The sequence below is a fragment of the Qipengyuania gelatinilytica genome, assembly GCF_019711315.1.
Classification (GTDB): domain Bacteria; phylum Pseudomonadota; class Alphaproteobacteria; order Sphingomonadales; family Sphingomonadaceae; genus Qipengyuania; species Qipengyuania gelatinilytica.
In genome coordinates this window covers 21,968-35,489 of sequence record NZ_CP081294.1, presented here as the reverse complement: position 1 = coordinate 35,489, position 13,522 = coordinate 21,968, and the positions used below count along the sequence as shown (strand labels likewise).

The 13,522-nt window shown below is 63.2% G+C and carries 14 protein-coding genes; 3 read left to right on the top strand and 11 right to left on the bottom strand.

The window, feature by feature from the left end; translation table 11 throughout:
- Positions 1-9: 9 nt before the first annotated feature.
- The 11 genes from K3136_RS00200 to K3136_RS00150 form a co-directional block, all read right to left on the bottom strand.
- Entirely contained in the window at positions 10-1,986 is a 1,977-nt protein-coding gene (locus K3136_RS00200) for an alpha/beta hydrolase family protein (RefSeq protein ID WP_221430934.1), read from the bottom strand.
- 73 nt (positions 1,987-2,059) lie between these two features.
- Positions 2,060-2,755 (bottom strand): SDR family NAD(P)-dependent oxidoreductase, encoded by a 696-nt coding sequence (locus K3136_RS00195; RefSeq protein WP_221430933.1) that lies wholly within the window; start codon positions 2,753-2,755, stop codon positions 2,060-2,062.
- Complete coding sequence (gene tgt / locus K3136_RS00190; RefSeq protein ID WP_221430932.1) at positions 2,755-3,888, bottom strand: tRNA guanosine(34) transglycosylase Tgt; 1,134 nt, start codon at positions 3,886-3,888, stop codon at positions 2,755-2,757. Before tgt ends, K3136_RS00195 begins: the two co-directional genes overlap by 1 nt.
- Positions 3,889-3,893: 5 nt before the next feature.
- Complete coding sequence (locus K3136_RS00185; RefSeq protein WP_221430931.1) at positions 3,894-4,847, bottom strand: DUF481 domain-containing protein; 954 nt, start codon at positions 4,845-4,847, stop codon at positions 3,894-3,896.
- Positions 4,848-4,865: 18 nt separating this feature from the next.
- Positions 4,866-5,630, bottom strand: a complete 765-nt coding sequence (locus K3136_RS00180; protein WP_221430930.1) for an ABC transporter permease — start codon at positions 5,628-5,630, stop codon at positions 4,866-4,868.
- Complete coding sequence (locus K3136_RS00175) at positions 5,627-6,568, bottom strand: ABC transporter ATP-binding protein (protein WP_221430929.1); 942 nt, start codon at positions 6,566-6,568, stop codon at positions 5,627-5,629. Before K3136_RS00175 ends, K3136_RS00180 begins: the two co-directional genes overlap by 4 nt.
- A 9-nt stretch (positions 6,569-6,577) precedes the next feature.
- The gene (queA, locus tag K3136_RS00170) at positions 6,578-7,606 is read right to left on the bottom strand and encodes a tRNA preQ1(34) S-adenosylmethionine ribosyltransferase-isomerase QueA (protein WP_221430928.1); all 1,029 of its coding nucleotides are present in this window, start codon (positions 7,604-7,606) and stop codon (positions 6,578-6,580) included.
- 38 nt (positions 7,607-7,644) lie between these two features.
- Positions 7,645-8,319: a peptidylprolyl isomerase gene (locus K3136_RS00165; protein ID WP_221432156.1), complete on the bottom strand. Its 675-nt coding sequence runs from the start codon at positions 8,317-8,319 to the stop codon at positions 7,645-7,647.
- Between the two features lie 86 nt (positions 8,320-8,405).
- Positions 8,406-8,918: a pantetheine-phosphate adenylyltransferase gene (gene coaD, locus K3136_RS00160; protein ID WP_221430927.1), complete on the bottom strand. Its 513-nt coding sequence runs from the start codon at positions 8,916-8,918 to the stop codon at positions 8,406-8,408.
- Positions 8,918-9,808, bottom strand: coding sequence for a polyprenyl synthetase family protein (locus K3136_RS00155; RefSeq protein WP_221432155.1), 891 nt, complete (start codon positions 9,806-9,808; stop codon positions 8,918-8,920). The genes coaD and K3136_RS00155 overlap by 1 nt, the downstream gene beginning before the upstream one ends.
- A 21-nt stretch (positions 9,809-9,829) precedes the next feature.
- Positions 9,830-10,084 (bottom strand): exodeoxyribonuclease VII small subunit, encoded by a 255-nt coding sequence (locus K3136_RS00150; RefSeq protein ID WP_221430926.1) that lies wholly within the window; start codon positions 10,082-10,084, stop codon positions 9,830-9,832.
- A gap of 62 nt (positions 10,085-10,146) precedes the next feature.
- Here K3136_RS00150 and K3136_RS00145 point away from each other — a divergent pair, with 62 nt between their 5' ends.
- The 3 genes from K3136_RS00145 to purL are packed head-to-tail and all read left to right on the top strand — an operon-like array spanning position 10,147 to position 13,513.
- On the top strand, positions 10,147-10,542 hold the full coding sequence (locus tag K3136_RS00145) for a DUF2177 family protein (protein WP_221430925.1): 396 nt from the start codon (positions 10,147-10,149) through the stop codon (positions 10,540-10,542).
- 15 nt (positions 10,543-10,557) lie between these two features.
- Positions 10,558-11,238, top strand: a complete 681-nt coding sequence (locus tag K3136_RS00140; RefSeq protein ID WP_221430924.1) for a hypothetical protein — start codon at positions 10,558-10,560, stop codon at positions 11,236-11,238.
- Between the two features lie 40 nt (positions 11,239-11,278).
- A complete protein-coding gene (purL, locus tag K3136_RS00135) occupies positions 11,279-13,513 on the top strand; it encodes a phosphoribosylformylglycinamidine synthase subunit PurL (protein WP_221430923.1) in 2,235 nt (744 codons plus the stop codon).
- The last annotated feature ends 9 nt before the right edge of the window (positions 13,514-13,522 follow it).

The following is a 13,522-nucleotide window of genomic DNA, read 5'->3' as shown; positions in this document are numbered from 1 at the left end:
CTCCGGCAGTTAGTTCGCCAGCTGGGTATCGAGGAACTCACCGATACGCTTGAGCATGATCCGGCGAGCCTGACTGTGTTCGAGGTAGTGGTCGAGCCCGTCGAATTCCAGAAGGTCGACCGATTTACCCTCGCCCTGAAGCCGGTCGCGCATGAGCTTGGAGTGTGCTTCGCTGACATTCACGTCGCGCGAACCGTGCACCAGCAGGACAGGTGCCTTGAACTGGTCCGCGTGACGCGCGGGCGAGCCGGCAGCCACGTGAGGCCCCTCGCCGATCTGGCGCCGACGCGCTTCATAGCCCGTGTAGCCGCGCGAATCCTCGAGAAGCAGGTTGAGGTCCGTCACCGGTGCGATCGCCACGACTGCGCCGAAGAGTTCGGGATCGACGACCTGCGAAAGCAGGGCCGCGTAGCCACCGTAGGACCAGCCCACGATGCCCATCTTCGACGGGTCGGCAATGCCTTCGCTGACGAGCCAGCGACCGGCGTCGTTCACATCGCCCACGGCAACGTCCCATTGCTGGTAGCCATTGCGGCCGAACCATTGGTCACCATAGCCTGCCGAACCGCGGAAGTTCGGCTGGAGGACGGCATAGCCGCGGGCAGCGAAAAACTGTGCGAGCCAGTCGAAGCCCCATTCGTCGCGTGCGGCGGGGCCGCCGTGCGGCATGACGATGGCGGGCAGGTTCTTGCCGTCGCTGCCGACCGGAAGCGTGAGGTAACCCGGGATCTGCGTGCCGTCCGATGCCGAATAGGTCACCGGCTTCATCTCGGCGAGTTGGTAGCCATCGAGCTGGTCACGGATCGGGAGCAGCTCGGAAAGCTGGCCGCTCGCCTTCTCGTAGAGATAGAGCATGCCGGGATTGTCATCGCTCGACGCCTGGATCAGCAGCACGCTTTCATCGTCGCTGGCATCGACGATGCGGATTTGCGGCGATCCGGGCAGTGCCTTGTTCAGCCCCTTGGCGAGACGGTCGATCTCCGGATCGAAATATTCGGCATAGCGCGCGTCAGTCACATAGGTGACGCCGATCACCCGGTTGCTGCGCCCGATGCGAATGAGGCCGTTGACGTCCACACCGTCGACCTGCTTGACCAGCGTCTTGTTGCCCGAGCCATCGAGCGGCATCGAATAGAGGTTGTAGAAGCCGTTCTCGCGCTCGAAACCGTAGACCACGTTCTTCGCGCTATCGACAGCGGTCGGAACGAACCCGTCAAGACGGCTGCCTTCGACTTCGACTTCCGACAGAGGCTGCCACTCATCCGATCCCTGCGGACGATAGAGGTAGCGGATGTCCGAACCTTCGAACCCGCCGCTGCGATCGCTGACCGACATGACACGCACACGGCCGTGTTCGTCGGCAAGGTAGCGATCAGCCATCTTGTTCGGCTTTTCGACCGAACGGCTGCGACCACTTGCGACATCGACCAGGTCGACACCGAGGCCTTCCTTGTTGTTGGCAAGGCGAGTGTTTGCCTTGTCTTCCTTCACATAGTCGCGGGTCATGAGGATGCGGCCGTCTTCACCCTCGATGTCGAGCGCGAGCACGGTCCCGCCGTCCTGCATCAGGCCCCGTGCGTTGTGCGTATCTGCAGACAGGCGGGTCACATCGCTACCATCCGATTTCATGCCGATCACACGGCTGAAGGGCAGGATGTAGGTGCCGACTTTCTGCATTCCGAAGATGTCGCAAACGATGCGCTCTTCATTGGCCCATTGGCAATCGGTGATGCGCGCCATCGCCTCGTTCGAAGTGGTGATTGGCTCGGGCGCAGCCCCGCCCGACAGATCGACCACATAGATGGTCTGGTCGGCCCCGTCGCCCGGCGACACATAAAGCATTTTCGTGCCCGACGGCGAAAGCGCCGAAATCTCGACCGATTCCAGCGCGCCAAAGCGAGCGGCGGTTTCAGCCAGCTCCTCTGCAGAGAGCGCAACGGGAGAAAGCGCCGCGCACATGGCGGCGAGCGAAGTCAGAATACGCATTTGAGCAACCCCTCAAAATCCAAGAACCCAAGTTTAGAGTATTGATAAGGAGTATCAAGGAGAGTCTGTGCTTTCAGGGAAGGATCTCTTCACCATCCCACGCGAATTGCCGGCCGCTTTGTTCGGGGCCGAGATCGCCCAGAACTTCCAGCAGGCGCTCGGCGGAATATTCGGGAGTGAACAGTTTTCCTTCAGGTACATTTCGCTGGAAGGGCTTGCTCAGCGCCGTACCGACGGTGCCGGGGTGGAGCGCGGCACAGAAGGCGTCGGGCTTCTTGCGCGCCAGTTCGACCGAAAGCGTCCGGATGAGCATTACCAGCGCGGCCTTGCTCGCGCGGTAGGAATACCAGCCACCAAGGCGATTGTCCCCGATGCTTCCGACCCGCGCAGCGAGCGCGGCAAAGCCCGCCCTGCCCTCGTCGGGAAGAAGCGGAAGGAAGTGCTTGGCGACCAGTGCCGGTCCTGTGGCGTTGATCGCGAAATTGCGGGCAAGAGCCTCCGCATCCAGCTGTCGCCAGTCCTTCTCGGGCCCCGAGTTCTCACCATGCAGATAGCCGGTCGCCACGAATACGAGATCGACCGGGGCGCCACCACCGATGCGCTCGGCTGCTGCAGCTATGCTTGCCTCGTCCTCCAGGTCCAGATGCGCGTCGCCATCGGCACTGCGCGAGAGCGTGATCGTGTCTGTACCCGCCGCTTCAAGTTGGTTGGCAAGCGCTGCACCGATCCCGCCAGAGGCGCCGATGACAACAGCCCGCCGCCACCGCATCAGGCGCTGGCCCCGAGATAATCGCGCCGGAAGTCTTTCGCGAAACCGGCGAAACGCCCCTCGCCGATCGCATCGCGCATGGCCTGCATGAGTTGCTGGTAGAAGGCGATATTGTGCTCGGTCATCAGCATCGCACCGAGGATTTCCTGCGACTTCACGAGGTGGTGCAGATAGGCGCGGCTGTAAGTGCCGCAAGTGTCGCATTTGCAGCGGCTGTCGAGCGGTTCCTGATCCTCTGCGAACCGCGCATTGCGCAGGTTGATCGGGCCATTCCAGGTAAAGGCCTGCCCGTTCCGCCCCGACCGGCTCGGCAACACGCAGTCGAACATGTCGACCCCGCGCTCCACCGCACCGACGAGGTCGTCGGGCTTGCCCACACCCATCAGGTAGCGCGGGCGATCCTCGGGCAATTGTCCCGGCGCGAAATCCAGTGTGGCGAACATCGCCTCCTGTCCTTCGCCCACGGCAAGGCCGCCGATCGCATAGCCGTCGAATCCGATGTCAGTCAGCTTCTCCGCACTGATCTTGCGCAATTCCTCGTCGAGCGCGCCCTGCTGTATCCCGAACAGCGCAGAACGCTCGGCATGTTCGCCGCCGGCATCGAAGCCGTCACGGCTGCGCTTGGCCCAGCGCATCGACATTTCCATGCTCGCGGCAATCTCGTCACGCGGACGGTCTGCACGCGGGCATTCGTCGAAGGCCATCACGATATCGCTGCCGAGCAGGCGCTGGATTTCCATACTGCGTTCCGGCGTGAGCATGTGCTTCGAACCGTCGATGTGGCTGCGGAACTCGACGCCCTTCTCGGTCAGCTTCCTGAGGTCGGACAGGCTCATGACCTGGTAGCCGCCGCTATCGGTCAGGATCGGGCGATCCCAGTTCATGAACTTGTGCAGACCGCCAAGCTTGGCCACCCGCTCCGCACCCGGGCGCAGCATCAGGTGGTAGGTATTGCCGAGGATGATGTCCGCGCCTGTCTTGCGAACGGTTTCCGGCTTCATGGCCTTCACCGTGGCAGCCGTGCCGACGGGCATGAAGGCAGGCGTGCGGATATCGCCGCGCATCATCGAAATGGTGCCGGTGCGCGCAGCCCCGTCGCGGGCATGGATGTCGAAGGCGAAACGTGTCGTCATGGGTGTCAGAAGCCGTAAATCACGGTGAAGCGGGTGAGCGTATCCGTCGATACCGCTCCAGCAGGCGGGTTGCTGTCATATTCGACGGCATAGGAAAGGCGCGACTTCAGCTTTTCCGAAATCGCGAAATCGAGACCGCTCACAAGGTTGAGGCTGGTGTTGGAGCCATCGACGATGATCTGCACCTCGCCACCCGTTTCGGCGAGCGCATTGGCATCCTGAGTGAAGGTCAGCCCGTCGAAAATTTCCCAGTCGAAATCGGCACCGAACAGCCCGGCCACACGGCTGGCGCTGGTGCCATCGGCGAATTCGGTGATCCGGTAGGCCGGACCGGCCTTGACCGACAGCTTGAGGCCTTCGCGGTCGAAGACCTTGTAGCCAAGGCCGCCGGAGACCGAATACCGCGCATCGAAACCCTGCAATTCGTCGCGCTCGAACTGGGCGAGGCCGTAGATGAAGAGGTTCTCGTCGAACTGCCAGCGCGGCTCGTAGGCGGCGAGGAACTGCTCACGGCTCGTCTCGCCGTTCTGGCGCTGGTAGTCGACGCGCCCACGGATGAGGTGTGTCCAGTCGATGCCTTCGCGCTTCAGCTTGATGCCAGCCGCGACACCGACGGAATCGGTATTGCCCGAGGACTGGAACGCGCCGATCTCGCCCTCGCCGCTCCACAGTTCCAAGATACCGGCCTCGCGAATGGCCTGCTCTTTCGCAGCAGCAGCCTCGGCAGCGGCGGCGGTCTGGGCGGCAGTCCATTCAGCTTCGATGGCGTCGAGCGTTGCAGTCTCGTCCGGATTGGTCGCGCGGGCGAGTTCGAGCACGGTTGCAACCTTGGCCGGATCGCCTGTCGCGATGGCGGCATCGATCATGTCCTGAACGCCTTCGGGCAGTTCTGCAGCAGCAGGCACGGCGCAGGACAGCGCCAGCGCAGGGACGAGGAAACGGATCGGTCGAATAGTCATGACGCGCCGCCTAGCGTGTCAGGCGCGCAGTCGCCACCCTGTCTTGAAGATGTAGGCAATCACGCCGACGCAAGCGGTGAGGAATGCGAGCGTAATCCCGAAGCTGACCCAGATGTTCACATCGCTCGTACCGTAGAAGGTCCAGCGCAATCCGCTGACGAGGTAGACGATGGGATTCGCCAGCGCGATCGTGTCCCAGGGCGCGGGCAACATGTCGATCGAATAGAAGGTCCCGCCGAGGAATGTCAGCGGGGTAAGGAACAGCATCGGAATGATGCCCAGCTTTTCGAAATTGTCGGCCCAGATGCCGAGTATGAAGCCGAACAGGCTGAAGGCGGCGGCTACCAGCATGATGTAGAGCACCGCGAGCAGCGGATGCGCGATGCTGTAATCGACGAACAACCGAGCAGTCAGCAGGATGATCGCAGCAAGGATCAGGCTCTTGGTCATCGCCGCCCCGACGAAGCCGATCAGCGTCTCGGCCACGCCCACAGGTGCGCTCAGCAGCTCGTAAATCGTGCCGGTGAAGCGCGGCATGTAGATGCCGAAGCTGGAATTGCTGGTGGTCTCGCCCAAGAGGGTGAGCATCAGCAGGCCGGGGATGATGAAGGCACCGTAGTCGACGCCGCCAAGATCGGGCATCCGCCCGCCGATGGCCGCACCAAACACGATGAAATAGAGCGAGGTCGTCAGCACCGGCGCCAGCACAGACTGGAAGGCCGTGCGCAGGAAACGCATCAATTCGCGGGTGTAGATTGCCCAGGTGGAACGCCAGCCGATCATGCTGCAGCCTCCTCGCCAAGCAGCGACACGAAGATGTCCTCCAGACTGCTCTCGCGAACATCGATACCGGTGTAATCGACGCCCGCTACGATCAGGGCCTTGGTGATATTGGCAACGTCCGCCTTGCCTTGCCCGGTCCCGTCGCCGCCGCGGTAACAAAGCGACTTTCCGCCCTCCTCGATCTCGATCGGGTAGGCAGCCAGTGAGGCGGGCATTTCGGAAATCGGCTCGGCAAGCGCGATATGCGCTTCGGTCCGGCCCAGCCGCGCCATCATGGCCTCTTTCTCGTCGACCATCAGCAGCTTGCCGCCGTTGATGATGCCCACGCGGTCGGCCATCAGTTCGGCCTCTTCGATGTAATGGGTGGTGAGGATGATGGTGACGCCGCGCCCGCGCATCTCGTCCACGATCGCCCACATGCCCTTTCGCAGTTCGACGTCCACGCCCGCAGTCGGTTCGTCGAGAAACAGCAGGTCGGGTTCGTGCGCCAACGCCTTGGCGATCAGCACGCGCCGTTTCATTCCGCCCGACAGCGCCATGATGCGCTCGTCACGCTTGTCCCACAGGCTGAGCGAGCGCAGGATTTCTTCGATCCGCTTGGGGTCGGGAGCCAGTCCGAACAGGCCGCGCGAATAGGACACCGCACGGTGCACCGGCTCGAACATGTCGGTCGAGAGTTCCTGCGGCACCAGCCCGATCCGCGCCCGCGCCTTGCGCCAGTTCTTCGCAAGGTCATGGCCGAATGCAGTGATAGTGCCGCTGCTGGGGCGCACGAGGCCGCAAACCGCACCGATCAGCGTGGTCTTGCCCGCGCCGTTCGGCCCCAGAAGCGCGAAAATCTCGCCCTTGCGGATAGTCAGGTCGACATCGTCGAGCGCCTTCAGCCCGCCGGGATAGACCTTGGTCAGGCCGTCGAGCTCGAGGATCGTTTCACTCATTTCACCGGCCTAAGGCAGGAGCAGCGAGGAGTCACCATAGGAATAGAAGCGGTACTCGTTCGCGATGGCATGGGCATAAGCTTCCTGCATCCGCTCCCGTCCCATCAGCGCGCTGACGAGCATGAAAAGCGTCGACTTGGGCAGGTGGAAATTGGTCATCAATCCGTCGATTGCGCGGAAGGTGTAGCCGGGGGTGATGAAAATGTCCGTGTCGCCCGCGAAGGGCCGGATCACCTTGTCCTCGCCCGTCGCGCTTTCGAGCAGGCGCAGGCTTGTCGTGCCCACGGCAATGACACGATTGCCGCGAGCACGGGCCTCGTTGAGGCGGTCGGCGACATCCTGCTCGATGCGGCCCCATTCGGAGTGCATCTTGTGGTTCTCGGTGTCCTCGGCCTTCACGGGTAGGAAGGTACCGGCGCCGACATGCAGCGTGAGCGTTTCGGTCGCGATCCCGCGTTCCGCGATCTTCGCCATCAGGCGGTCGGTGAAGTGAAGCGCGGCCGTGGGAGCGGCGACAGCGCCGTCCTCTTTCGCGAACATCGTCTGGTAGTCTTTCTGGTCCCGTTCGTCGGTCGCGCGCTTGCCCGCGATATAGGGCGGTAGCGGCATCGTGCCGGCACGATCCAGGAGCACCTCGACCGGCTCGTCGCCTTCGAAGAATAGGACGAAGCTTCCGTCTTCGAGCCGCTCCTCGGCAATTGCGGTGACGCCGCCGCCGAAAGTAGCCACATCGCCGACACGAAGACGCTTCGCATTGCGGATGAAGGCTTGCCAGCGGCGCAGGTCCACGCGCTTGTGCAGGGTCGCGCCGATCTTGGCCTCGCCACGCCGTCCCTCCAGCTGTGCCGGGATCACCCGCGTGTCGTTGAAGACCAGAACATCGCCCGGCTCCAGCAGGTCGGGCAGGTCGAGCACGGTCTTGTCGGCAAGCCCTTCCTGTCCACGCACCAAAAGCATGCACGCAGCATCGCGCGGGCGCGCCGGACGCAGGGCGATACGCTCGTTGGGAAGCTCGAAATCGAAAAGGTCTACACGCATGGCCGCGCCTTTAGACGCAGCGACGCCGCGAGCAAATCCTAGTTTTCGATCGGTGCGCTCAGCTCGTCGAGGCCGATGACAGGCTCTGCCTCGATCCGCGGCGCTGCGGGAACCGGCTTGTTGTCCGCGGCGATCGATGCCTGCAGGATGCGGGTCGGGTTCGCGGGCGGTTCGCCGCGGTTGATCGCATCTACCCCACCCATGTTCGAGATCACGCGTCCGAAATTGGTGTAGCGCTTGTCGAGGCTGAAACGCGGGTAGAAGACGATGAAGAACTGGCTGTTTGCGCTGTCTTCGGTCTGCGCGCGGGCCATCGACACGGTGCCGCGAACGTGCGGCATCGGGTTGAACTCTTCCTCGAGGTCGGGAAGCGGCGAGCCGCCCTGCCCGGTGCCCGTCGGATCGCCGGTCTGCGCCATGAAGCCATCGATCACGCGGTGGAAAATGATCCCGTCGTAAAAGCCCTGGCGGGTCAGCGTCTTCACGCGCTCGACATGGTCGGGCGCCCATTCGGGCATCAGGCGGATCGAAACGCGCTCGCCATTGGAAAGGTCGAGGACGAGGATATTCTCGAGATCTTCGTTCGCGTCGTAATTGATCGGCACAAAGGTGCGGCGCGGCTCTGCAGGGATCTCTGCATCCTGCGCGCTGGCAGCAATCGGGGCAATCGCGGTGAGGGCCGCGGCAGCAAGGGCAAGCGAAGACTTGAGCATCATATTTCCGTCGAATTGTCCTGTATGTGCCACGCCCTAGCGAGGCGGCGCTGTCGGTTCAATGAATGGTTCGATTTAGTCGACGGTTAGTAATCGCCGAGGCGACCCTTTTCCTCGACCCGCGCGATCACGTCCTCGCACACGTCTTTGCTGACGAAAGGCGATATATCGCCGCCGAACAGCGCGATTTCCTTCACCAGACGCGACGCGATCGGCTGGAGCGAGACATCGGCCATCAGGAACACCGTTTCGATATCATCGTCGAGCTGCTGGTTCATGCCCGCCATCTGGTATTCATATTCGAAGTCCGCCACGGCGCGCAGGCCGCGGATCAGTACCGAAGCCCCCATCTTCTGCGCGAACTTCACCAGCAGGGCGTTGAAACCTTCGACCTCGACATTTTCGAGACCCAAGTTGGCAATCTCGCGCTCGACCATGGCGAAGCGCTCTTCGGTCGAGAACATCGGGTTCTTGGAGGGATTGGTGGTAACGCCAATAATCAGCTTGTCGACCAACTTGCTGCCTCGCCGGATGATGTCGGCATGGCCCAGCGTAATGGGGTCGAATGTCCCGGGGTAAATTCCGATGCGTTCAGTCATCAATGATCCCTCTTCACCACGAAATGCGCCAGTTCGACCAGAACCTGTGCGTCATTTCCGTAGCTGGCAAGGTGCTCTCCGGCCTGGTCGACCAGCATCTTCGCCTGTGCGCGAGCTTTGTCGCGGCCCATCAGCGTGACGAACGTCTGCTTGCCCTGCCCTTCGTCCTTGCGCAGCGCCTTCCCAGCCTTTGCCTCATCGCCTTCGACATCGAGCAGGTCATCGGCGATCTGGAACGCGAGGCCGATGTCGCGGGCGTAGGCGCGCAAATGCGTGCGGCCTTCGGGCGGAACCTTGCCGAGAACCGCGCCCATCTCGACACTGGCGGCCAGAAGCGCGCCGGTCTTGAGTTGCTGCAGGCGTGTCACCTGCCGCAGGTCGTATTCTTCCTCGTCCGAGACGATATCCATCATCTGGCCGCCAGCCATGCCTTCATGGCCGCTGGCCCTGGCGAGCGTCGCCACCAGTTCGGCGCGCACGAAAGGATCGCTGCTGGTGCCGGGCATGGTCAGGATATCGAAGGCGAGCGCATGGAGGCAGTCGCCCGCCAGCACGGCCGTCGCCTCGTCATAGACCTTGTGCAGCGTGGGCTTGCCGTGGCGCAAATCGTCGTCGTCCATGCAGGGAAGATCGTCATGGATCAGCGAATAGGCATGGATCGCCTCGACCGCGCATCCGGCGGCAACGGCCGCATCGCGGTCAACGCCGAACAGCTTGGCCGTCGCGCAAACCAGCAGCGGCCGCACGCGCTTGCCGCCACCGATCACCGCATAGCGCATCGCTTCGACCAACCGGGCGCGCGTGTCCTGCGGAACGGGGAGAAAAGCATCGAAGGCAGCATCGACATCGCGCTGCACCTGCTCGAAGGCATCGGAAAGCAGCTCTGGCATAGCGGTCATCGCGTTCACGCCTCAGCCCTGCGCATCGAAAGGCTCGGTGCCCTGCGGCCTGCCGTCGGCGCCCGACACGATCTTCTCGATCTTGGCCTGCGCCGCATCCAGCCGCGCCTGGCATGCCTTGCGCAATTCCTCGCCGCGTTCGTAAAGCGAAATGCTGTCGTCGAGCGGCACGTCGCCGCTTTCCAGACTGCGGACCACGCCTTCCAGCGCGCGCAGCGCCTCTTCGAAGCTCATGTCCGCGATCGGTTTGTCTTGACCCTCTGCCATGGGGCCGAGCATTGACGGGGCGCGGGCGCGCGGTCAAGAAGGTCAAACAGTGGGGAGCTGATATGACGTGGATTGTCGCCTTTATCGCGGCTGCTCTGGCCTTCGGCCTGCTCGATGCGATGTGGCTCGGCTGGGCCGGAGAGAATTTCTACCGCCCCCGCCTTGGTGACATGCTGGCCGACAGCTTCCGCATGGGCCCCGCCCTCGTTTTCTACGCTGCCTACATCGCCGCGATCGTCTGGTTCGCGGTTCGCCCCGGCCTTGCCGGCGGGCTTGGCGCGGCTGCACTCAATGGCGCGCTTCTCGGCGCCATCTGTTATGCGACGTACGACCTGACCAACCAGGCGACGCTCAAGCAATGGTCCACAACGGTGACCATCACGGACATCTGCTGGGGCGCTTTTGCAACGGCGGTTGCCGCCACCGTCGCGACCTTCGCTGCCAGCAAACTCGCCTGACGGGGAACTTCTGACATGTTTATCGGGCACTTCGCGCCAGCCTTTGCCGCGGGCGCTGTAACGCAGGAAGCACCCAAGCTCGGCCTGCTGTTCGTCGCGGCACAGCTGGTGGACTGGGTCTTTTTCGTCTTTGCACTGGTCGGTATCGAAAGCCTTCGGCTGGTCCCCGGCATTACCGCAATGAACCCGCTCGATTTCTACGACTACCCGATAACACACAGCCTTGTCGGAACCGCGGGTTTCGCGGTGGGCTTCGGAATCCTCGTCGCGATGATCACGCGCAATTCGGTCGCCGCTGTGTGGGCGGCGCTGGTCGTCTTGTCGCACTGGGTGCTCGACTGGATTTCGCATCGCCCCGACCTCACCATTGCAGGGGGCGAACACAGGATCGGCCTTGGCCTGTGGAATTATCCGCTGGCGGCGATGGCGGTAGAACTCGCGCTCCTCGGCCTTGCCATGTGGTGGTACCTGAAGCGGACCAAGGGACCTGTCGGCCCGATCGCCATCCTCATCACCGTTATGCTTGTGTTCCAGGCCATCAACTGGTTCGGCCCCGAACCCAAGGATGTGGGCGCGCCGTTCCTCCTGCTTGGACTGTTTGCCCTGGGTGTCCTCACCGCCATCGCATTCTGGGTCGGACGCACGCGCTGGCACCGCGACGAAATCGGTTTGGGAGTGGCCAGCCCGCCGCTCTAGATATTGCGCCCGCGCGCGCCTGCCGATAAGGGCGCGGGCCATGAGCGAAATCACCCCCGACATCGTCGCCCAGCACGGCCTCTCCGAAGAAGAATACGACCGCGTCCTGCACGCACTCGGTCGCGAGCCCAACCTTGTGGAACTGGGCATCTTCTCGGTCATGTGGAGCGAGCACTGCTCATACAAGTCCAGCCGCCTTCACCTGAAGAAGCTGCCGACCGAAGCGCCATGGGTGATTTGCGGACCGGGCGAAAACGCGGGCGTCATAGATATCGGCGACGGACAGGCTGCCATCTTCAAGATGGAGAGCCACAACCACCCGAGCTACATCGAACCTTACCAGGGCGCGGCGACGGGCGTCGGCGGCATCCTGCGCGATGTCTTCACCATGGGCGCGCGTCCGGTGGCCAATGCCAACGCTCTGCGCTTCGGCCGTCCCGAGCACCCCAAGATGAAGCACCTCGTGCAGGGCGTGGTCGCGGGCATCGGCGGCTATGGCAACTGCGTCGGCGTGCCGACCGTGTGCGGCGAAACCAATTTCAACCCGGCCTATGACGGCAACATACTCGTCAACGCGATGACCGTTGGCGTCGCCGATGCCGACAAGATATTCTATAGCGCGGCGACCGGCGTCGGAAACCCGATCGTCTATGTCGGCTCCAAGACCGGCCGCGACGGTATCCACGGTGCGACCATGGCGAGCGCGGATTTCGAGGAAGACGCCGAGGCCAAGCGCCCCACAGTGCAGGTGGGCGACCCCTTCACCGAAAAGCTGCTTATTGAGGCCTGCCTCGAACTGATGGCGACCGACGCCATCGTCGCGATCCAGGACATGGGAGCAGCGGGCCTCACTTCGTCGAGCGTCGAAATGGCGACCAACGGCAAGGCTGGCATCCGCCTCGACATGGACAAGGTGCCGTGCCGCGAAGAGGGCATGACGCCTTACGAAATGATGCTGAGCGAAAGCCAGGAGCGCATGCTCATGGTGCTGAAGCCCGGCAAGGAAGAGATGGCAGCCGCCATCTTCGAAAAGTGGGAGCTCGATTTCGCAGTGATCGGCGAAGTCACCGATACGCAGCACATGGTGCTCACCTTCGGCGGCGAAGTGGTCTGCGACATTCCGCTCGGCCCCCTCGCGGCCGATGCTCCCGAGTACGACCGCCCTTACCTCTCAAAGGAAGACTACACCGCCTGGGCCGGAATCGCCCCGATGACCAATCGCCCGGACACGGACGATGTCGGCGGCGACCTGATCAAGCTGCTCGCCTCGCCCAACCTGTCCTCGCGCAAGTGGATTAGCGAGCAGTACGACAGCCAGGTCGGCGCGGACACGCTGCAGACCGGCGGCGATGCGGGCGTGGTGCGCGTCCACGGCACGAAGAAGGCGCTGGCGATCAGCACCGACTGCACGCCGCGCTATGTCCATGCCGACCCCTATGAAGGCGGCAAGCAGGCGATTGCCGAGGCCTATCGCAACCTCTGCGCAGTGGGCGCGCGCCCGCTGGCAGTTACCAACTGCCTCAACTTCGCCAACCCGCAGCGCCCCGAAATCATGAGCCAGTTCGTCCACGCGCTGGAAGGCATGGGCCGCGCGTGCCGCGTGCTCGACTTCCCGATCGTGAGCGGCAACGTCAGCCTCTATAACGAGAGCAAGGCAACCGGCGGCGGCAGCGCGATCCTGCCCACGCCTGCCATCGGCGGCGTCGGCCTGATCGACGATTACGACCACATGATGACCATGCAGTTCAAGGCCGAGGGTGAGGCGATCTATCTCATCCACGCCGAGGAATGGGCAACCGCAGATCCGGAACGCTCGCACCTCGGCAAGTCGCTGTGGCTGTCGGAAATCCACGGCCGCGACGAAGGCCGCACCCCGCCGACCGACCTCACGGTCGAAAAGAACGCGGGCAAGATCGTGCTCCAGCTGATCGCCGATTGCCTCGTCAGCGCGGTCCACGACGTGTCGGATGGCGGCCTCGCCATCGCGCTGGCCGAAATGGCCATGGCGGGAGGTATCGGCGCCGATGTCGAGTGGAACGAGGAATATTCGAAGGCCGCGTGGTGGTTCGGTGAAGACCAGGGCCGTTACGTCGTCACCGTCCCCGATACGCAGGCGCTCAACGAAGCGCTCGCCAAGGGCACCGAGAACGACGAGACCGCCTCGATCGGTTTCCGCCGCATCGGCAAGACCGGCGGCACCACGCTGTTCGGCAAGTCTATCGACGAAATGCGCGCCGCCCACCGCAGCTTCTTCGAAGAATGGATGGAAGCCTGAGGCATAGCT